The sequence below is a fragment of the Devosia salina genome (assembly GCF_019504385.1).
Lineage (GTDB): Bacteria > Pseudomonadota > Alphaproteobacteria > Rhizobiales > Devosiaceae > Devosia > Devosia salina.
In genome coordinates, this window is record NZ_CP080590.1 from 3,538,785 (window position 1) to 3,558,673 (window position 19,889).

Below are 19,889 nucleotides of genomic sequence, written 5' to 3' on the forward strand. Positions count from 1 at the left end.
AAGCCCGCTTGTGGTTCCCTGAATGGAACGCTAAGGCCCTTTCGGGGATGGGAGGACGCCGTGACCACCTTTGACAACACGCTCAACGCCGATGGCGCGCTCATCGTCGGCGCAGGCCTGGCAGGCCTGTTCACTGCCCTCAAGCTGGCGCCGCGTCCGGTCACGGTGCTTTCGCCCAAGCCGCTGGGCGTGGGCGCCTCCTCGGCCTGGGCGCAGGGCGGCGTTGCCGCGGCGATTGGGCAGGGCGACAGTCCGCAGGCGCATGCCCAGGACACCGAGATGGCCGGCGCCGGCATTGTCGATCATGGCACGGCAGAAGGCGTTACCGCCGAGGCCGTGGCCCGCATCGAGGATCTCGCCCGCTGGGGCACACCCTTCGACCGCGACGATTTCGGCAATTTCGAACTGGGGCGCGAAGCGGCCCACTCGGCCAACCGTATCGTCAAGGTCGAAGGCGACCGCGCCGGCTGGGCCATCATGCAGGCCATCATCGCCCAAGTGCGCCGGACCCCATCCATTCGCGTGGTCGAAGGCATCACGGCACTGAGCCTGGCGCGTGACAACGGCCGCATTGTCGGCATTTATGGCCGCAAGCTGGGCGACCGCTATTCCGAACCCATCTTCATCCGTGCCCGCGCCACGATCCTGGCGGCAGGCGGATTGGGCGGGCTCTACGCCGTCACCACCAATCCCCCCGGCGTGCGGGGCCACGCCATGGGCATGGCCGCCCGCGCCGGGGCGATCATTGCCGATCCCGAATTCGTGCAATTCCATCCCACGGCCATCGCCACCGGCGCCGACCCCGCCCCATTGGCCACCGAGGCGCTGCGCGGCGAAGGCGCCATCCTGGTCAATGACCTGGGCGAGCGCTTCATGCCCGCCATCCACCCCGATGCGGAACTGGCCCCGCGCGACATCGTTGCCCGCGCCAATTTCCGTCAGATCCAGTCCGGTCGCCGCGTCTTCCTCGACACCCGCCAGGTGCTCGGCGCCGATATCCTCACCCGCTTCCCCACTGTCAGCAAATATTGCCGCGATGCCGGCATCGACCCGGTCAATGGCATGATCCCGGTGACCCCGGCGGCTCATTTCCACATGGGCGGCGTCAAGGTCGACGAGCGCGGCCGCTCCTCCCTGCCCGGCCTCTGGGTGTGCGGCGAAGCCTCCTGCACGGGCCTGCATGGTGCCAACCGGCTTGCCTCCAATTCATTGCTCGAGGCTGTGGTATTCGGTGCCCGCATCGCCGAGGACATTGGCGGTCTCGAACCGCAGCGCGAGCTGACGCCCTTCAAGGGCATCGAGTGGAACGAGGCCGAAGGCAACCGGGCCGAGGAAGTGCTCCGCAATACGGTCGCAGTGCAGGACCTGCGACGGGTCATGACCGATCTGGTGGGGGTGGAGCGCGATGCGGCCGGGCTCAGATCGGCCCTGCGCCAGATTGCCCATCTGGAAGCCACCGCTGAACAGGTCACCAGCGCCTATCTCAACATGACCACGTCGGCGACGCTGGTTGCGGCCGCGGCCCTCAAGCGCACCGAAAGCCGGGGCGGCCACTACCGCACCGACTTCCCCGAACCCAGCGACGCTTGGGAGCACCATACCGAGATGACGCTGGGCGAAGCCCTGGCCATCCGGGCGGAGGCCTGACTATTCGGTCAGCAGATATGTCGCCAGCGCGGTCAGGTCTTCGTCGGTCCAGTGCGACGTCGCGTCCGAGATGACTTCGCCCATGGCCCCGCCCAGCACGTCGAAGCCGGGCGTGAACCCGTCCTTGAGGGTCTGCACCAGCACTGGCACGTCATAGCCCGCCGCGACCAGCGCCGCTGCCGTGATGTCCGGCGCGCGACCGCCGGTGCCACCGGGCGACCCGGTGAGGGCCTTGTCCCAGTCCAGCGCCCCCAGCGCATTGCGCGGCGTATGGCAGGCGACGCAATGGGCCGGACCATAGGCGAGATATTTGCCGCGATTGTAGGTCTCTGACTGTCCCGTTTCGGGCTCGAACCGCTGGGGCAGGAAGAACAGGTTCTGCCAACCCGCCATGGCCAGGCGCACATTGAACGGAAACAGAATTTCGCTCTCCGCCGCAGGATCGCCCACCGGTTCGGTCGCCATCAGCGCCGCATAGAGATCGGCGATCTCCTGGTCGCTCATCAGCGTATAGTTCTCATAGGGAAAAGCCGGGTAGAGATGGCCCTGCGGCCCCATGCCATTGCTCATGGCTTCGGAGAATTGCGCAAGTGTCCACGTGCCGATCCCGGCATCGGGGTCCGAGGTGATGTTGGGAGGCACGAACGTACCAAAGGGGGTCTCGAGCCCGGCGCCGCCGGAAAGCTCCGCCCGACCCGCCGCACTGTCCGTATGGCAGGCCACGCATCCGCCCAGCCGGATCAGATAATTGCCGCGCGCCACGTCGCCCACCAGGGTCAGGTCGCGCGGCGGGCCGGCAACAGGCTTGAGCAGATAGACCCCCGTGGCGGCGCCAACCAGGGTGATCGCCGCCAGGGCCCACCAGCTCTTCCACATCAGCACGTCCCCGATTCACATCCGGGCGGGATCAGACCAGATGCACCGCACGGACGCAATGACGCATCAAATCAAGAGCTTGCGAGGTCCAGCAGCGCCCCGATACGGTCTTTCCGGGTTTCAGCGACCAGCCGCCCCAGCTCCGTTTCGCCGCGCATCAGCACCAAGGTCGAACGACGGGGGATGGCCATGTTGCGGGCCAGTTCGCTATTGCCATAGGTGTCCCAGTCGATACGCAGGATCGGAATGTCGGCATAGGCCGCCTCCGACTGCAGATCGTCCAGCACGCGCTGCTGTGCCGCACAGGTGACGCACCAGGTCGCATAGAAATCCATCAGATAGGGCTTGCCGGTGGCGGCCAGTTGCGCCAGTTCCGGCCCGGAATAGTTGATGATCTGCAGCGCCATGCCCGGCCGGGTAAGCAGGCCGGAAAGGCCGATGCCGGCAAGGCCGGTGATCAGGTGACGGCGGGTAATCATGAGACTTCTCCTAGAGACTGACGGAAAGATCGATGAGCCAGGTCGGTAGAACACCCACCGCCCAGGCTTCGAGCAGACGGTCGATGCGGAAGATGATGGCAAGGCCAACGGCGGCAAGTCCCAGTCCGAGGGCGGTCTTGGCAAAGGGAGCGGCGCGCATCAGCAGGGCCCTGCGCCCCGAAAGGGCAGCACGGGTGCCATAGGCCAGCGCCAGGACGATCGTCGCGGCGCCCAGCGCAAAGAATGCCATGATCAGCCCGGCATAAACGATGTCCTCGCCCTGTGCGGCAAGACCGAGGGCGCCGCCCAGCGTGGGCCCGATACAGGGCGACCAGGCCAGGCCCAGCAGCGCGCCCGCTGCCGCTTCGCCCCATAACCCGCGACCCTCCACCTGGCCCAGCAGCCGCGTGCTGCCGCTGGCCGTCGCGCCGGCGAGGCGGGAAAACTGCGCCTGCAGGGGCGGGGTGAGGAGGATCAGGCCAAAGCCCAACATGGCCCAGCCGGCGCCCAGCGTGACCGCATCCTGCGGCAGGCCCAGCGCCCGGGTCAGCGCAAAGGCACCGAGCCCGGCCAGCGTGAAGCTCAAGGCCATGCCCGCCGCCATGGCCAGGGGCGCCAGCCGATGCCGCGATACTGCGCTCGCCCCGATCAGGGGCAGCAGCGGCAGGACGCAGGGATTGATCAGCGTCAGCAACCCAGCCGCAAAGGCCAGAACCAGATCGAGCACGCCTGTCTCCGCAATTGGTCCACTCCTATGCCATACGGCACGGAGGCCCAAACAGTTACGGCGTGACGCTCAATAGCGCGTGATCGTCACGCGCCGAGCACGGCGTCCACCTCTGCGCGACTGGGCGGCTGGCAGCCCTTGCGGCCGCAATTGATCCCCGCCACGACCGCGCCAAAGCGCAGCATTTTTTCAAGTTGCGCCGCGTCCAGCGCCGCAAGACCGCCGCGCCGGAGCGCTCCGGCCTCACCGAGCCAGGTGAGGATGCCCGCCATCAGGCTGTCGCCCGCCCCCACCGTGTCGCCGAACACCGGCGGCGCGTGGATCGGGGCCGTGGCGCTGCCGGCCTTGGAGAAGGCCCTTGAGCCCTGCTCTCCCAAAGTCACCACCACCAGTTCGCAATTGGGCCGCGCCAACAGCGCTTCGGCATGGGCCTCGATGCTCATCCCTGGCATCAGCCATTCGTGATCCTCTTCGGAAAGCTTGACCAGATTCGCCTTGTCGAGAAACTGGTCCAGCCGCGCCCGATAGCCCGCCTCGTCGTCCACCAGCTTGTCGCGGACATTGATGTCGATGGACAGCGTGGCCCCACGCGCCGCCGCTGCGTCCACGACATCGGACCAGATGGCCGCGTCTTCGGCCAGGATCGGACAGAAGCCGCCGATCTGATAGAGTTCGATATTTTCCGGCAATGCCGCCAGCAGGCTCTCGCGGGTAAAGGCGCGATCGGCACCCCGCTCGAACACATAGGACGCCTGCATCTTTTCGTTGAAGGTGACGATCGCCTTGGTCGTCGGCGCCGCCACCCGTTCGCTCAGCAGCACCGAAACACCGGCTTCGGCAAGCGGCTTGAGCAATAGCTCGCCATATTGGTCCGCGCTGATGGGGCACAGGAACCCGGTGCGATTTCCGAGCTTGCTGAGCGCGATGGCGCAGTTGAAGGGCGAACCGCCCGGCAGCGCTATCCGCTCCGCCCTGGCCGCGGCCGACACCGGCACCAGATCGATCAGGCTCTCTCCCCCGACAACGAACATGCATTTCTCCCCAGCACTGGTCTGGCGGGTGCATACCACTTTCGTATCATTTGTCACCAGCGCCATGCCCGCCACCCCCGCAAATCGCCGACTATCAAGTTGACCCGGTGGACGGATAATGCTCAATCGGTTCCGAGAACAGGCGCGGAAAGCGCCGGTTTTGCTGTCAGGGAATGGGGGGACACATACCATGCAAGCGCTCGCCGTGCTGGTCCGGTCGATCAGCGCCGTCAACTGGCTCGTGGGCCAGATACTGTCCTGGCTGGCTCTGGCCTGTGTCCTGGTATGCTTCACCGTCGTGGTGCAGCGCTATGTCTTCAACACCTCGACCCTGTGGATGCAGGATCTCTATGTCTGGCTTGGCGGCGCCATGTTCACTGGCGTGGCCGGGTTCGCGCTGATGCGCAACGACCATGTGCGGGTCGATGTGTTCTACCGACCCGCCTCAGTCCGCAGGAAGGCCATTGCCGACCTGATCGGCGTCTTCGCCTTCCTCCTGCCGTTCGTCTATGTGGTCTGGACTTATGCCTATACCGCCGTGGCGCGCTCCTGGAGCTACCATGAGGGCTCGGCCAATATCGGCGGTATGCCGGGCCTGTTCATCTTGAAAAGCTTCATCCTGCTCTTTGCCATCCTGGTCGGCCTGCAGGGCCTGGCGATGGCCGCCCGCTCCGTCCTCGTGCTCGCCGGCAGGGAAGAGCTGCTGCCCCCGCATCTGCGCTATGAGCAGCCCGACGAAAACAACCACCCCGCCGGAGAGATTGCCTGATGGATCCCGTATTGCTTGGCGAGATCCTCTCCGCCGTCATGTTCTTCGGCGTCATCGGCGTGCTCATGCTGGGCTTCCCGGTGGCCTTTTCCCTGGCTGGTACCGCGCTCATTTTCGGCCTCGTGGGCTGGTGGCTGGGCGTCTATGACCCCTCCAATTACGGCTCGCTGGCCGGGCGCTATATCGGCCTGATGACCAATGAAGTGCTGGTGGCCGTGCCGCTCTTCATCTTCATGGGCGTCATTCTCGAGCGCTCCGGCATTGCCGAGCAGCTCCTGCTGACCATGGGCAAGCTCTTCGGCAATCTGCGCGGCGGCCTGGGCCTGTCCGTCATCGTCGTGGGCGCCCTGCTGGCCGCCTCCACCGGCGTGGTCGGGGCCACCGTGGTGACCATGGGCCTCATCTCCCTGCCCGCCATGCTGCGGGCCGGCTACGATCCCAAGCTCGCCACCGGCGTCATCTGCGCCTCGGGCACCCTGGGCCAGATCATCCCGCCCTCCACGGTCCTGATCTTCATGGGCGACATGCTCTCGGGCATCAACGCCCAGGTGCAGATGGAAAAGGGCAATTTCGCCCCCGAACCGGTTTCGGTCGGTGCGCTCTTTGCCGGTGCCATCCTTCCAGGCCTGCTGCTGGTCGGGCTTTATGCCGCCTTCATGGTCTTCAAGGCCTTCACCGACCCCAAATCCTGTCCGGCCACACCGGTCCCGGCGGACGAGAAGCAGCATCTGATGCGCGAGGTCCTGGTTGCCCTGGTCCCGCCACTGCTGCTCATCGTCGCCGTGCTCGGCTCGATTCTGGGGGGCGTTGCAACTCCCACCGAGGCGGCCTCCGTCGGCTCGGTCGGCGCCATGCTGCTGGCCCTGATCCGCCGTCGCATCGACTTCGCCATCCTGCGCCAGGCCGTCATCTCCACCGCAACCATCACCTCGATGGTCTTCATCATCCTGTTCGGCGCGGCGGTGTTCTCCATCGTCTTCCGCATGATGGGCGGCGACAACCTGGTGCACGAATTCCTCTCGTCCATGCCGGGCGGGGCCATCGGCGCCATGATCATCGTCATGCTGATCATGTTCCTCCTGGGCTTCATCCTCGACACCTTCGAGATCATCTTCATCGTCATCCCGATCACCGCCCCGGTGCTGCTGGCGCTCGACATCAACCCGATCTGGCTCGGCGTCATGGTCGGCGTGAACCTGCAGACCAGCTTCCTGACGCCGCCCTTCGGCTTCGCGCTGTTCTATTTGCGCGGCGTCGCCCCCGGCAATGTCTCCACCGGCGCCATCTATCGCGGCGCCGTCCCATTCGTGATCCTGCAGCTGATCGGCATCGCCATCCTCTTCGCCTTCCCGCAGCTCATCACCTGGCTACCGGAAATGCTCTACCAATAGGCTGCAGCCTGCCTGACGCGACAAAGGGCCGGACGGGAAATCATCCGGCCCTTTGCATTGCGATCGAGCTTTGTCTCAGTTCCTGAGGCCCGGCGCTTCCTGCCCCGTGGCCTGCACATATTCGGTGTAGCCACCACCATAGGCATGCGGCCCTTCCGGCGTCAGCTCCAGCACGCGATTGGAGAGCGCGGCCAGGAAATGCCGGTCGTGGCTCACGAACAGCATGGTGCCCTCGAAATTGGAGAGCGCCTCGATCAGCATCTGCTTGGTCTGGATGTCGAGATGGTTGGTCGGCTCGTCCAGCACCAGGAAATTGGGCGGATCGAACAGGATCAGCGCCATGGCCAGTCGCGCCTTCTCGCCGCCCGAAAGCACCCGGCATTTCTTCTCGATATCGTCGCCGGAAAAGCCGAAACATCCCGCCAGGGCGCGCAGGGGCGCCTGCCCGGCCTGCGGAAACGCCGCCTCCAGCGTCTGGAAAATCGTCATGTCGCCATCGATGACGTCCATGGCGTGCTGGGCGAAATAACCGAGCTTCACGCTCGGGCCGCGCGACACCGACCCCGCATCCGGCTCAGCCGTGCCGGCGACGAGTTTGAGCAGGGTCGACTTGCCCGCGCCATTGACGCCCAATATGCACCAGCGCTCGCGCCGCCGCACATGGAAGTCGAGCCCGTCATAGATGGACCGGCTGCCGTAAGCCTTCCTGACGCCCTCGATGCGGACAATGTCCTCGCCCGAACGCGGCGCCGGGCGGAATTCGAACGCCACCACCTGCCGCCGCTTGGGCGGCTCGACGCGGTCGATCTTGTCGAGTTTCTTCACCCGGCTCTGCACCTGCGCGGCGTGACTGGCGCGGGCCTTGAAGCGCTCGATGAAGGCGATTTCCTTGGCCAGCATGGCCTGCTGCCGCTCGAACTGCGCCTGCTGGTTGCGGTCGGCAATCTCGCGCTGGCCCTGATAGAACTCGTAGTCGCCGGTATAGCTGGTCAGCGTGCCCGCATCGATCTCGATGATCTTGTTGACGATGCGGTTCATGAAGGCGCGGTCATGCGAGGTCATCAGCAGCGCCCCGCTATAGCCGCCGAGGAAGTTTTCCAGCCAGATCAGGCTTTCCAGGTCCAGATGGTTGCTCGGCTCGTCCAGCAGCAGCACGTCGGGCTTCATCAGCAGGATGCGCGCCAGCGCCACCCGCATCTTCCAGCCGCCCGACAGCGCCCCCACATCGCCGTCCATCATCTCGGGTGAAAAACCGAGCCCCGCCAGCACTTCGCGCGCGCGCCCGTCCAGCGAATAACCGTCCAGCTCCTGGAACCGCCCCTGCACCTCGCCATAGCGCTCGATGATGGCGTCCATCTGGTCGGCCTTGTCGGGGTCGGCCATGTCGGCCTCCAGCACCGCCATTTCGGCCATCAGCTCGCTGACCGGCCCGGCCCCGTTCATCACTTCGCTGACCACCGGGCGGCCTTCCATGTCGCCCACATCCTGGCTGAAATAGCCGATCGAGACGCCGCGATCGACCGAGACCTGCCCCTCATCGGGCGGCTCCTCGCCGGTGATCATGCGAAACAGCGTCGTCTTGCCTGCCCCGTTCGGCCCCACAAGCCCGATCTTCTCGCCCTTCTGCAGGGACGCCGACGCCTCGATGAAGACAATCTGCTTGCCGTTCTGCTTGGAGATGTTTTCGAGACGGATCATGGGGAGGCATGCTTTCAGTCTGGCGGGACGGCGATTCAACGGCGCCTTCGCCTCCCTCCCCCTTGTGGGGAGGGAATGAGGGTGGGGGTTTGCCGACCTCGATTTCTCAAGCGTCCGACACGAGCCGCTCCTAAATCATCCCGAGGCTGCGGGGGCAAGAGAGCCTGAGGACAATCAGCCATGCTGTCGGTGTCCATGGGATGCCTGGCCACCGGGACGGGAGCGGGAAGGCGCCGTCGGCCAATAAAAAAGTACCCCGCCACATGGGCGGGGTCCAAACCTTGCGCCGAAGCGCCGGCCTTTATTCGTACTTGATGTACTTTTCGCGGGCCACCAGGAACGGCATGTCGGTGCCTTCGGTGCGGGTGCGCAGCAGGTTGAAGGCCGAAATGAAGCTTTCCGCCGTTTCCTTGGTCAGCGCATCGCCGCCCTCGCGGATTTCCCCGATCAGCTCCATCGACGCCTTGGCGCCGGCTTCGATGATCTCCTCGGGGAACTGGCGCACATTGACGCCATGCTCGTCGACCAGCGCCTTGAGGGCGCGCGGATCATTGGCATACATGTCCGAGGACACGTCGTCATAGGACGCCTGGGCGGCAATGCGGACGATTTCCTGCAGGTCTTCGGGCAGTTCGGCGAACTTGGCCTTGTCGACCACCACTTCGGTGGCCAGGCCCGGCTCGACGAAGCTGGGGAAGTAGTAGTTCTTGGCAACCTGGTGGAAGCCCAGCGCCAGGTCGTTATAGGGACCGACGAATTCGGCGGCGTCCAGCGTGCCCGACTGCAGCGCGGCGAAGATTTCGCCGGCGGCAAGGTTGGTCACCGAAGCGCCCAGCTTGCCCCAGACCTGGCCACCCAGGCCCGGCGTACGGAAGCGCAGGCCCTGGATATCGGCCACGCCGGTCAGCTCGTTCTTGAACCAGCCACCCGCCTGGGTGCCGGTATCGCCCGACAGGAACCCCTGCAGGCCGAACTGGTCATAGATCTTGTCCCAGATTTCCTGGCCGCCGAGATAGCGCACCCAGGCACCCAGCTCGCGATTGGTCATGCCGAAGGGCACGCCGGTGAAGAAGGAGAGCGCCTGGCTCTTGTTCTGCCAGTAATAGGCCGCGCCATGGCTCATTTCGGCCGAACCGTCGATCACCGCATCCAGCGCCTGCAGGCCTGGCACCATTTCGCCGGCGGCGAAAACCTGCACGGTCAGGCGACCGCCGGAGGCCTTGGTGATGCGGTCGGCAAGCTTCTGTGCGCCGACACCCAGGCCCGGGAAGTTCTTGGGCCAGGTGGTGACCATGCGCCAGGTGATGTTGCCCTGGGCGATGGCCGGGGTCGCGAGCGTGGTCGCGGCGGCGGCAGCGCCGATGGTGGCAACCGAAGCCTGCTTGAAGAATTCGCGTCTTTTCACTGGGTTTCCTCCCGATGGACTAAAAGCACTTTTGTTTCATCCCGCGCCTGTGATGGCCCGGCATGCTTGGGCGCTAACAAAGCAATCCGCGTTCGTCCTGTCCAGCATGTTGTTGCCTGCTATAGCAAAATCTGGCCCGCGCGCCTCAGGGCCGAAAAAATTGCGATCACCCACGGATTAAAACGCCCCCGGCGGTGTTGATCGCTCTGGAGGCCGCTGCCACGGCCCCGCAACAGGAGGGACTTTCCCATGCATTTCCGTTCACTTCTCGCTGGCGCCGCCACGCTGGCCCTGCTCGCCACCCCGGCCCTGTCGGCCGAATATCTGGGGGGCGATGTCATGTCGACCGATATCGGGGGCAAGATGGTGCTCACCGATTTCAACGGCATGACGCTCTATATCTTCGACAAGGACACGGCCGGCGTCTCCAACTGCTATGACACCTGCGCCGAAAAATGGCCGCCGCTCTTCGCCGATGCCGACGCCATGGCCGAGGGCGACTTCTCCGTGGTGCAGCGCACCGATGGCACGGCCATGTGGGCCTATAAGGGCATGCCGCTCTATTACTGGTACGAAGATGCGGCTCCCGGCGACACCAAGGGTGACGGTGTCGGCGGCGTCTGGCATCTTGCCATCGAATAGATCTGGCGCGTCCCGAAGGGGGGAACGGTCCGGTGGACCGTTTCCGGAGCCCAATGCCCCGGTGAGCCATGCTCCCGGGGCCATCAGCGAGTAACAGGCGTGGTCGATTTTCTTGATGAGCTCGAAGCCAATGTACCGGCCCTGCGCCGCTACGCGCGCGCGCTCACCCGCAATATCGACCGCGCCGACGATCTCGTGCAGGACTGCCTCGAACGGGCCATTTCCCGCCGCGGGCTGTTTCGTCCACGGGGCCCGCTGCGCCCCTGGCTCTTCACCATGCTGACCAATCTCTATCGCAATACGCTGCGCGCCGAGCGCCGCCGCGGCGAAACCATTGATGTCGAGGCACTGCCCGATCTGGGCACGCCGGCGCCGCAACCGGGATATCTGGCGCTCGGCGAACTCGCCCGCGCCATCGAGACCCTGCCGCTCGACCAGAAGGAGGCCCTGCTGCTGGTGACGCTCGAAGGCCTGGCCTATGGCGAGGCGGCCGACATTCTGCAAGTGCCGCTCGGCACGCTGATGAGCCGGCTGGGCCGCGCCCGGGCCACACTGCGCCAGATGACCGGCACGGCGCATGAACCCCATTTGAGGACCGTCAAATGAGCGAGATCAACCGCGATCATCTGATGGCCTATCTCGACGGCCAGCTCGAGCCCGACAAGCGCGCCGATGTGGAGACGCATCTGGCGGCCCATCCCGAGCTGGCTGCCGAAATCGCCCAGCTGCAGCGGCAGGGCGACACCATCCGCACGCTCTTTGCGCCCACCATGACCGAACCGGTTCCCACGCGGCTCGATCCCCATCGGCTGGCTGTCATGCAGTCTCGCCGCCGCTGGCAGGGCCTGGCCCGCGCCGCCATGGTCGTGGGCGTGCTCGGGATCGGCATGGCGGCCGGCTGGCTGCTGCGTCCGGCCGCGGACAATCCGGCGCTGTACAATCGTCTGATCGCCGACGCGGTCAGCGCCCATACCGTCTATGTTGCCGAAAACCGCCACGCCGTGGAGGTGGCCGGCAATGATGCAGAGCATCTCTCGAGCTGGCTCTCCAACCGCCTCTCGACCGATCTGGCCATGCCCGATCTCGCCACAGCCGGTTTCAGCTTCCTCGGCGGGCGTCTTCTGCCCGCCCCGGCTATTCCCGGCGGTCGCGCGGCGCAGCTGATGTATGAAGACGCCGCCGGGCAGCGGGTGACGCTCTACATCACTCCAGCGAATGGCGTTGGCGGCCCCGATTACGACCTGGTGCGCCTGGGCGACGACAATGCCCTCTATTGGGCCAATGCCGCCATCACCTGCACCATTGTCGGCCCCCAACCGGCCGAAGCACTCCAGGCCCTGGCCAAGACGGTGTTCCCGCAATTGACCCCGGGGCCGGCCCCGACCGCCCCGATCTATCGCGAGCTCTGACACCTCTCCTCCATAGGGAGAGGTGAAGGTGCTTTAGCCCTGCGGCTTCGGCGCGTTCCGCGGTGGAATGTCGTTCGAATAGATATTGTGCCGCCCGACATTGAGGATGTCGCGCTCGCCGCACAGCGCCATGGTCGTGTCGATCTCCTTGCGGATGATCTCGAGCACGCGGGTCACCCCCGCCTCGCCCCCGGCCCCCAGCCCATAGAGCATGGGCCGGCCGATAAAGGTCGATTTCGCCCCATAGGCCAGCGCCTTGATCACGTCCTGGCCCGAACGGATGCCGCTATCGAGATAGACCTCGGTCTTGTGGCCGACCCGGTCGACGATCTCGGGCAGCACGCGGATGGTCGAGGGCGCGCCGTCGAGCTGGCGCCCGCCATGGTTGGACACCACGATGGCGTCGGCGCCATTGTCGATGGCGGCTTGGGCATCGTCCGCATCCAGCACGCCCTTGACGATCACCGGACCGCCGAAGCGCTCCTTGATCCATTTGACATCGCTCCAGTTGAGCGTCGGGTCGAACTGGCTGGCCGTCCAGGCCGAGAGCGAGGCCAGGTCATGGTCGCCGCTCACATGCCCCACAATATTGCGGAAGGTATGCCGCTTCGTCCCCAGCATGCGCATGCACCAGACCGGATGCTGCATCATCTGCCAGATTGAATAGGGCGTGAATTTGGGCGGGGTGGAGAGCCCGTTCCGGATGTCCTTGTGCCGCTGCCCCAGGATCTGCAGGTCCATGGTCAGCACCAGCGCCGAGCATTTGGCTGCCTTGGCCCGGTCGATCAGCCGGTTGATGAAGTCGCGATCCCGCATCACATAGAGCTGGAACCAGAACGGCGCCGTCGTGTTCTCCGCAATGTCCTCGATCGAGCATACGCTCATGGTCGAGAGCGAAAACGGAATGCCGAACTTCTCTGCCGCCCGCGCCGCCTTGATCTCCCCGTCGGCCGTCTGCATGCCGCCTGTTGCGGCGGGCGCGATGGCCACCGGCATGGCGATCTCCTGGCCGAGCATCCTGACCTTGAGGTTCCGCCCCTCAAGGTTCACCGCCACCTTCTGGTTGAGCTTGATCTTGGAAAAATCGCTCTCGTTCTCCCGATAGGTGCTCTCGGTATAAGAGCCGCTATCGGCATATTCGAAAAACATTTTGGGCACGCGCCGATGCGCCAGCCGCTTCATGTCCTCAACGGTCAGAACCTTGTCGATGGCGGTCATGTCGGGCGCTCCGAGGTCATCTCCGGCCTGCTGTAGCAACTAACATGTTAGTCTTCAAGCCGTGCCAGGGGCCAAATCTCTCCGGTGGAGAGATTTGAGGCGAGAAGGCCATGAGCGCTATGCGCGAATGGCATGCGCGATGCTGCAACGATCACCGGCCAAGCCCTCCCCCTCCTTCAGGGGGAGGTTAGGTGGAGGTATTTCTACCCCGCCCCATCACAAGCGTGGCAAACACCACGACAAACCCGAACAGCACCATGGCCCCGGCCAGCACATGGGCCCTGTCCCATTCCAGCCGCTCGACAAAGTCATAGATGGCGATGGACAGGACCTTGGTCTGCCCCGGAATATTGCCCCCGATCATCAGCACGACGCCGAATTCGCCCATCGTATGGGCAAAGCTCATGATGGCGCCAACCAGATAACCCGGCCGCGCCAGCGGCAGGGCGACGCGCCAGAAGCGCTGCAGGCGGGTGGCGCCCAGGGTCGCGGCCCCCTCCAGCACTTCGCGCTCGATGGCCGCAAAGGCATTGCGCAGCGGCTGCACCATGAAGGGCAGCGAAGCGATCACCCCACCGATCACCAGGCCGGCAAAGGAAAAGGCCAGCGTTCGCGCGCCCCAGAGACCGGCAATCCATCCGCCCGGCCCATTGGGACCCAGCACCAGCAGCAGGTAGAAACCCATCACCGTGGGCGGCAGCACCAGCGGCAGCGTCACCACTGCCGCCACCACCTCGCGTCCCGCACCCCGCCCCTGCGCCAGCCACAAGGCCAGGGGCGTCGCCACGACTACCAGAATCGCGGTGACCGTGAGCGCCAAGGCAAGGGTCAGCACTATGGGCGAGAGAAGCGGGGGCAGATCCATCAGCTAGTCATACTCATCGGGTCATTCCCGCGAAAGCGGGAACCCCTGTTGTGTCCCTGTCCGTCACCCCACCCTCATTCCCTCCCCATCAAGGGGAGGGAGGCGCAGGATCAGACGCCGGTGTTCATCGTCTCCCTCCCCCTTGTGGGGAGGGTACCGAAGCTAGGCACTTGGGCCGTAGCGAAGGTGGGTGGGGGTTCTGCGGAACCCTCACCGCACCGCATAACCCGCCGCTTCGATTACGGCCACGGCCTCATCGCTGCGCAGGAAATCGAGAAAGGCCAGCGCCGCCGCGTTGTCCTCGCCCGCCTTGAGCAACACAGCTCCCTGTTCGATCGGCGCATGCAACTCACTTGGCACGACCCAGACGCCGGCCTTTCCCAACACCTGGCTCGCCGCGACGAAACCCAGTTCGGCATTGCCGCTTTCGACGAACTGCAGCGTCTGAGAAATGTTCTCGCCCATCACCAGCCTGGGTTCTATGGCCTCATAGAGCCCCAGCGCCGCAAGGGTTTGCACCGCTGCGGCACCATAGGGCGCCGCCACCGGGTCGGCGATGGCCAGCTTGTCGAAATTGCCGTCCAGAACCGCTGCGCCCCCGCTTGCATCGCGCCCCGGCGCATAAAGCGCCAATTGCCCCTCGGCATAGACGAAGAAACTGCCCTCAACCGCGAGCCCCTGGCTCACTGCCAGTTCCGGCCGCTCGGTGTCCGCCGCCAGGAAGACCTCGAACGGCGCCGCCTGCGATATCTGCGCATAGAGTTGGCCGGTCGCACCAAAACTCAGCGCGAGCTGATGCTCACCCCTGGCCTCGAACAAGGCCTCGAGCTCTTCCGCCACGGCAGTGAAATTGGCCGCAACCGCGACATGGGCCGTTTCGGCCAGGCTGGGCGCCGGCACCATCGCCACTACGAGGGCCGGCAGCACGCGCCGCATGAGGATCATCCCCTGAGCGCACTGGCCTCCTTGGCCAGCGCTTCGATTCGCGCGAAATCGCCGCTTGCCAGCGCATCGGCCGGCATGATCCAGCTGCCGCCCACGCAGATGACATTGGGCAGCGCCAGATAGGTTTTGGCCTTGGCCGGATCGATGCCGCCGGTGGGGCAGAAGGTGATGTCGGGGAGCGGCGAGGCAAAAGCCTTGAGCACCGGCGCGCCGCCCAGCGCCTCGGCCGGGAAGAACTTGAGGAACGAATAGCCACGCTCGGCCGCGGTCATCGCTTCGGTCGGGGTGCCGATGCCAGGCAACAGCGGAATGGCGACATCTTCGGCCGCGTCGAGCAGCCGCGGCGAGGCGCCCGGTGACACCATGAAGCGGCATCCTGCATCGACCGAACTCTTCATATGCGCCGCATTGCGCACGGTGCCCGAACCGACAATGGCGCCGGTCACCTTGGCCATTTCCTCCATCACCTTGAGCGCATTGGGCGTGCGCAGCGTCACCTCGAGCACCGGCAGCCCGCCTGCCACCAGCGCCTCGGCCAGCGGCCGCGCCTGCGCCACGTCATCGAGAATGATGACCGGCACCACCGGCGCAAGCGAGAGAATGGAGCGAATGGCGTTGGCGTCCTGCGGCATGGAAATGGTCCTCGGCTTGGAGAAGTCGGTTGAGGGTTAGGCGGCTGGTCAAATTCCTGCAAGCTCCTTCATTGAATTGGGGCAAGAAAATCCCTAGGTTCCGCCTCGGCGCGCGGAGCACGCCATTCCTGTCGGCCTTTCGACCCGCCCAATGGTAGTCCATTGGGCGAGAAAGTCCGAAGACCAGCCGGGAGGGACCCCTAATGGTTCAGACGATCAATGCGGTAACCCCGCTCGCCGATGCCCGCGCCATTCTGGCCGACAGCTTCGACCTCAAGTTTTCAAAAGCGGTCGAACGCGCCACCGAGAAGGTATTCGACCGCGTCAAGGACAAGATCCCCGAGATCGAATGGCCCTTCTATGCGCCGCTGATTTTTCAGATCAACCGGCTCAAGAAGGAGAAGGATGCGGTCATCCTCGCCCACAATTACCAGACGCCGCAGATCTATCACGGTGTCGCCGACGTGGTGGGCGACAGCCTTCAGCTTGCCGTCGAAGCCACCAAGGTCAAGCAGTCGGTGATCGTCCAGTGCGGCGTGCATTTCATGGCCGAGACCTCCAAGCTGCTGAATCCGGAAAAGACCGTCCTCATCCCCGACAGCCGCGCCGGCTGCTCGCTCAGTGAAAGCATCACTGCCGAGGATGTCGTGGCCATGCGCGCGCAATATCCGGGCGCCCCGGTCGTCACCTATGTGAACACTTCGGCCGCCGTGAAGGCGGTCACCGATGTGTGCTGCACCTCCTCCAATGCGCTCGACATCGTCAATCGCGTCGAGGGCGACACGGTCATCATGATCCCCGACCAGTATCTGGCGCAGAATACCGCCAGGAAGACGCACAAGAAGATCATCACCTGGGCCGGCGCCTGCGAAGTGCACGAAACCTTCACCGCCGAGGACATTTCCGAGCTTCGCCACGCCTATCCCACGGCCAAGATCATTGCCCATCCCGAGTGCCCGCCCGAGGTGATCGACGCAGTCGATTTCGCCGGCTCCACCGCCGCCATGATCGACTGGGTCAAGACCACCAAGCCGCCGCGCGTGGTCATGGTCACCGAATGCTCCATGTCCGACAATGTGGCGAGCGAAACCACCGGCGTCGATTTCCTGCGCGGCTGCAACATCTGCCCGCACATGAAGCGCATCAATCTCGAAAACGTCCTCTGGTCGCTGCACGCCATGACCGAGGAAGTCACCATCCCCGAAGAGATCATCGCCCCCGCCCGCCTGGCGGTCGAACGCATGATCGAGCTCAGCCGCAAGGGCGACTAACTTCGAGCCGTCCCGCAAGGCAAATCGCTCCGGCGGAGCGATTTGAGGCGAGAAGGCCATGAGCGCTATGCGCGAATGGCCCAACTCATCAGCACACGCGATGCCACACCTCCCCCTTGACGGGGGAGGCTAGCGGAGCTTGGCCCAAAGGGCTTAGCGCAGCTCGGAGGGGGTGCTCCGGCACCCGGACGGCGGTAATCCGTAAGAGAGCGGCGGCCCTCACGGCCGCTTCGCCACCAGGTCGATCTCCACCAGCGCCCCCACCGCCAGCGCCGTCACCCCCACCGTGGTCCGCGCCGGCAGCTTGCCCGGTTCGAAAAAGCTCGGCCAGAGTGCGTTGAGCGCTGCGTAGTCGCGCTCGAACTGGGTGAGATAGATCCGGGCCATCGCCACATGCTCGAGCCCCAGCCCGATTCCGCCCAGCACAATCTTGAGGTTCTCCATCACCCGCTTGGTCTGGGTCTCTATTCCCTCGGGCAGGGGCGCATCCGGCGCTGCCGGATCGGTTGGCATCTGCCCGGTGACAAACACCAGGCCGTCGGTTTCCACGGCATGGCTGAAGGGAGCGACGGGACGCGGCCCGGAGGAAATCATGTGATATTGCATCTGGCTCATTGTCTTGGAGGACCTCGTTCTGGCTCCCCCCACACGAGCCGCATCGCCCCGGCCTGTCAACCGCCCCAAATCTTCTTGCGACCCCCTGATTATCCGGTCACACTTGCCTCCGACATGCGCATGCTGATCCGACCGTTGATCGCCGTTCTGTTGCTGGCCGCTGCGCCCGCTCCCACCGCTTTTGCCCAGGCCTATGCGCGCGGCGCCGCCGAGACGGCCGAACTCGATACGCTCTTCGCCCGGCTGTCCGCCGCCACGGACGAGCCTGCGGCCCGCGCCATCGCCAGCCAGATATGGACGATATGGACCGAGCCCGACGAGCCGGTGCTTGCCGCTCGGGTTGCCGAGATCATGACCGCGGGCGGCCTTGCCGGCCCGGCCAGCCAATTGCCGCTCATTGATGCCCTGATTGCCGATTATCCCGATTATGCCGAGGGCTGGAACCTGCGCGCCACCGCCTATTTCCTTCACGGCATGTACGACAAGTCGCTCGCCGATATCGAACAGACGCTGGCCCGCGAACCCCGGCACTTTGGTGCCCTCGCCGGTCGGGCGCTCATCTACCACACCCTGGGCAAGCGCGATGAGGCGCTTCAGGCCATCAGGGAAGCCCTCGAAATTCACCCCTTTCTGCCCGAGCGGGCGCTATTCCCCGAACTGGCAGCACCGCCCATCCGCAGCTAGACGCCTCAGGAACCCACCAGCATGGCCGAGACTGACTACAAGATCACCCGGGAACAGGGCGCCACGCGCGGCCGCTATGTCATCCGCCTGGCGCCGGGGGCCGAGGCCGAGATGACCTACAGGATGGGTGGCAAGGGGCCCATGGTCATCGACCATACCGGCGTGCCCCCTGCCTATGAGGGCAAGGGCATTGCCCTGCGCCTGGTCAAGGCCGCCATTGCCGATGCGCGCGCCGAGGATTTCAAGATCACCCCCATCTGCCCCTATGTGGTCGTGCAGTTCCGGCGCCATCCCGAATGGACGGACCTGCTCGCCTGACCTGCTCGCCTGACCATTTGCTGCCAGATCGAGCAGACGATCCGCGGGCACGTCCAAGGAGACAAAGGCCCGAGCAGACAGCGTTTGAAGGGATCAGCCTGATCCGTTCAAACTGGGCGCGCCCTAATAGCCATAGCGATAGCGGTCGGCCGTCTCCGCCAGGATTGGCGCCAGCGCCTCCCAGCTGACCCGCGCGGTCGGTGCGCCATAGGCGTAGGACGATATCTCATAGGGCTGGAACTGGATTTTGAGCCCATAGGGGTCCGACAGGTCCCAGCGCGCCGGGTCGATCACCACATCGCTGAGGTCCCCAAGACTGTCCGGCCACAGCGCATCGCCATGCTCGGCCTCGGCCGCTTCGGTCACCAATTCGAGCAACTTCTTCTGCCAGCCCTTTCCGGCAAAGATGTCCCGGGCCTCCAGCGCCCGCTCCTCATCCTTGAGATAGTGCAGATAGCTGATGGTGTAATTGCCATGCGCCGCGCCGTGCCCATACCAATAGGTGTTCACCAGCAGCGACAGGCGATTGCCTGAAATTTCCTGGATGGTGATCGAATTGGTGGAATCGCTGGAGCTGTCCTCGGCCAGCGTTTCAGGCCCGCCCTGCTCCACAAAGCCGGCGGAAATGACCTTGCCCTCTGCGCGCACAAAGCTGTTGAAGGCGCCGGCAAAGGCCTCCTCGCTATCGACCTGCACCAGGGACAATTCGTGCTGCGCCACTGGCCAGTTGGAGTCCGGATTGTCCGCCTCGTATGGGTCGGGAAGCGCCGCAAAGCTGGCGATGGGATAGACGCGCAGCCCGTCCATCATCCGGCTGGATTCGAGCACCCGGCTACGGCTGTTGAACAGATCGACGAGGCATGAGGCACCACGCTCGTCATAGCGGCCGGAACTCAGCGGCTCGGCAGTGCGGGTACAGGCGCGACGCGCATAGTCGAGCCAGTCCCGCTGGCTGTTGCGCACCTCGCTCAGGGCCGTCTCCGAAAGGCCGCCAATGGCCGTGGCATAGGTTTTTGCCAGCCGATCGTCTGCCGCGGAGAGTTCAGGCGTGTCACAGATGGCGTGTTCGAACGGTGTGCCCGCCTTGCTGCAGTCAAAGCTTGCGGCCGCGACGGGCGTGCCCATGGCCAGGGCCCCGCTCAGCATCAGTACAAGGCTCAAGGCTAGTCGGATCATCTTCGTCCCCGGAATATCCCTTTGTGACGCGACGATAGCCTGCCGCGCGCAACCCGTCACCCGGTTCTGAAGCGCCAGCCGCGGCGCAATG

Annotated in this window: 21 protein-coding genes; 9 read left to right on the top strand and 12 right to left on the bottom strand. The window is 65.0% G+C overall.

Going from position 1 to position 19,889, the window contains the following annotated elements:
• Nucleotides 1–60: 60 nt before the first annotated feature.
• Complete coding sequence (locus tag K1X15_RS17355; RefSeq protein ID WP_220304841.1) at nucleotides 61–1,647, top strand: L-aspartate oxidase; 1,587 nt, start codon at nucleotides 61–63, stop codon at nucleotides 1,645–1,647.
• Here the strand turns inward: K1X15_RS17355 and K1X15_RS17360 are convergent, their stop codons facing one another.
• The 4 genes from K1X15_RS17360 to K1X15_RS17375 form a co-directional block, all read right to left on the bottom strand.
• Nucleotides 1,648–2,523, bottom strand: coding sequence for a c-type cytochrome (locus K1X15_RS17360; protein WP_220304842.1), 876 nt, complete (start codon nucleotides 2,521–2,523; stop codon nucleotides 1,648–1,650). It abuts the gene before it with no gap.
• A gap of 71 nt (nucleotides 2,524–2,594) precedes the next feature.
• Nucleotides 2,595–3,002: a thioredoxin family protein gene (locus tag K1X15_RS17365; protein ID WP_220304843.1), complete on the bottom strand. Its 408-nt coding sequence runs from the start codon at nucleotides 3,000–3,002 to the stop codon at nucleotides 2,595–2,597.
• Nucleotides 3,003–3,012: 10 nt separating this feature from the next.
• On the bottom strand, nucleotides 3,013–3,729 hold the full coding sequence (locus K1X15_RS17370; protein WP_220304844.1) for a cytochrome c biogenesis CcdA family protein: 717 nt from the start codon (nucleotides 3,727–3,729) through the stop codon (nucleotides 3,013–3,015).
• Between the two features lie 86 nt (nucleotides 3,730–3,815).
• Nucleotides 3,816–4,760, bottom strand: coding sequence for a carbohydrate kinase family protein (locus K1X15_RS17375; RefSeq protein WP_220304845.1), 945 nt, complete (start codon nucleotides 4,758–4,760; stop codon nucleotides 3,816–3,818).
• Nucleotides 4,761–4,950: 190 nt separating this feature from the next.
• Here K1X15_RS17375 and K1X15_RS17380 point away from each other — a divergent pair, with 190 nt between their 5' ends.
• On the top strand, nucleotides 4,951–5,529 hold the full coding sequence (locus K1X15_RS17380) for a TRAP transporter small permease subunit (RefSeq protein ID WP_220304846.1): 579 nt from the start codon (nucleotides 4,951–4,953) through the stop codon (nucleotides 5,527–5,529).
• Complete coding sequence (locus tag K1X15_RS17385) at nucleotides 5,529–6,920, top strand: TRAP transporter large permease (RefSeq protein ID WP_220304847.1); 1,392 nt, start codon at nucleotides 5,529–5,531, stop codon at nucleotides 6,918–6,920. The genes K1X15_RS17380 and K1X15_RS17385 overlap by 1 nt, the downstream gene beginning before the upstream one ends.
• A gap of 75 nt (nucleotides 6,921–6,995) precedes the next feature.
• Here the strand turns inward: K1X15_RS17385 and K1X15_RS17390 are convergent, their stop codons facing one another.
• The gene (locus tag K1X15_RS17390; RefSeq protein WP_220304848.1) at nucleotides 6,996–8,618 is read right to left on the bottom strand and encodes an ABC-F family ATP-binding cassette domain-containing protein; all 1,623 of its coding nucleotides are present in this window, start codon (nucleotides 8,616–8,618) and stop codon (nucleotides 6,996–6,998) included.
• A gap of 301 nt (nucleotides 8,619–8,919) precedes the next feature.
• On the bottom strand, nucleotides 8,920–10,023 hold the full coding sequence (locus K1X15_RS17395; protein WP_220304849.1) for a TRAP transporter substrate-binding protein: 1,104 nt from the start codon (nucleotides 10,021–10,023) through the stop codon (nucleotides 8,920–8,922).
• Between the two features lie 249 nt (nucleotides 10,024–10,272).
• Between K1X15_RS17395 and K1X15_RS17400 the strand changes: the two genes are divergently transcribed.
• From K1X15_RS17400 to K1X15_RS17410, 3 genes are all read left to right on the top strand, one after another.
• Complete coding sequence (locus K1X15_RS17400) at nucleotides 10,273–10,665, top strand: COG4315 family predicted lipoprotein (protein WP_220304850.1); 393 nt, start codon at nucleotides 10,273–10,275, stop codon at nucleotides 10,663–10,665.
• 99 nt (nucleotides 10,666–10,764) lie between these two features.
• A complete protein-coding gene (locus K1X15_RS17405; protein WP_220304851.1) occupies nucleotides 10,765–11,271 on the top strand; it encodes a sigma-70 family RNA polymerase sigma factor in 507 nt (168 codons plus the stop codon).
• Nucleotides 11,268–12,074: an anti-sigma factor family protein gene (locus K1X15_RS17410; protein WP_220304852.1), complete on the top strand. Its 807-nt coding sequence runs from the start codon at nucleotides 11,268–11,270 to the stop codon at nucleotides 12,072–12,074. Before K1X15_RS17405 ends, K1X15_RS17410 begins: the two co-directional genes overlap by 4 nt.
• A gap of 33 nt (nucleotides 12,075–12,107) precedes the next feature.
• Here the strand turns inward: K1X15_RS17410 and K1X15_RS17415 are convergent, their stop codons facing one another.
• The 4 genes from K1X15_RS17415 to eda form a co-directional block, all read right to left on the bottom strand.
• Nucleotides 12,108–13,292 carry an alpha-hydroxy acid oxidase gene (locus K1X15_RS17415; protein ID WP_220304853.1) on the bottom strand — a complete coding sequence of 395 codons (1,185 nt, stop codon included), beginning with the start codon at nucleotides 13,290–13,292 and terminating at the stop codon, nucleotides 12,108–12,110.
• Between the two features lie 187 nt (nucleotides 13,293–13,479).
• Nucleotides 13,480–14,157, bottom strand: coding sequence for a molybdate ABC transporter permease subunit (gene modB, locus K1X15_RS17420; RefSeq protein ID WP_220304854.1), 678 nt, complete (start codon nucleotides 14,155–14,157; stop codon nucleotides 13,480–13,482).
• 210 nt (nucleotides 14,158–14,367) lie between these two features.
• Nucleotides 14,368–15,093, bottom strand: coding sequence for a molybdate ABC transporter substrate-binding protein (gene modA, locus K1X15_RS17425; RefSeq protein ID WP_220304855.1), 726 nt, complete (start codon nucleotides 15,091–15,093; stop codon nucleotides 14,368–14,370).
• A gap of 5 nt (nucleotides 15,094–15,098) precedes the next feature.
• Nucleotides 15,099–15,734 carry a bifunctional 4-hydroxy-2-oxoglutarate aldolase/2-dehydro-3-deoxy-phosphogluconate aldolase gene (eda, locus tag K1X15_RS17430; RefSeq protein WP_220304856.1) on the bottom strand — a complete coding sequence of 212 codons (636 nt, stop codon included), beginning with the start codon at nucleotides 15,732–15,734 and terminating at the stop codon, nucleotides 15,099–15,101.
• Nucleotides 15,735–15,937: 203 nt separating this feature from the next.
• Here eda and nadA point away from each other — a divergent pair, with 203 nt between their 5' ends.
• Nucleotides 15,938–17,005 carry a quinolinate synthase NadA gene (gene nadA, locus K1X15_RS17435; RefSeq protein ID WP_220304857.1) on the top strand — a complete coding sequence of 356 codons (1,068 nt, stop codon included), beginning with the start codon at nucleotides 15,938–15,940 and terminating at the stop codon, nucleotides 17,003–17,005.
• A 219-nt stretch (nucleotides 17,006–17,224) separates the two neighbouring features.
• On the opposite strand, the gene K1X15_RS17440 is transcribed toward nadA, so the two are convergent.
• A complete protein-coding gene (locus tag K1X15_RS17440) occupies nucleotides 17,225–17,611 on the bottom strand; it encodes a RidA family protein (RefSeq protein ID WP_220307594.1) in 387 nt (128 codons plus the stop codon).
• Between the two features lie 129 nt (nucleotides 17,612–17,740).
• Here K1X15_RS17440 and K1X15_RS17445 point away from each other — a divergent pair, with 129 nt between their 5' ends.
• Together K1X15_RS17445 and K1X15_RS17450 are read left to right on the top strand one after the other, a co-directional pair.
• Nucleotides 17,741–18,304, top strand: a complete 564-nt coding sequence (locus K1X15_RS17445) for a tetratricopeptide repeat protein (RefSeq protein WP_220304858.1) — start codon at nucleotides 17,741–17,743, stop codon at nucleotides 18,302–18,304.
• Between the two features lie 21 nt (nucleotides 18,305–18,325).
• The gene (locus tag K1X15_RS17450) at nucleotides 18,326–18,622 is read left to right on the top strand and encodes a GNAT family N-acetyltransferase (protein WP_220304859.1); all 297 of its coding nucleotides are present in this window, start codon (nucleotides 18,326–18,328) and stop codon (nucleotides 18,620–18,622) included.
• 123 nt (nucleotides 18,623–18,745) lie between these two features.
• Here K1X15_RS17450 and K1X15_RS17455 read toward each other — a convergent pair whose 3' ends face one another.
• On the bottom strand, nucleotides 18,746–19,798 hold the full coding sequence (locus K1X15_RS17455; protein ID WP_220304860.1) for a DUF3298 domain-containing protein: 1,053 nt from the start codon (nucleotides 19,796–19,798) through the stop codon (nucleotides 18,746–18,748).
• Between the last annotated feature and the right edge of the window lie 91 nt (nucleotides 19,799–19,889).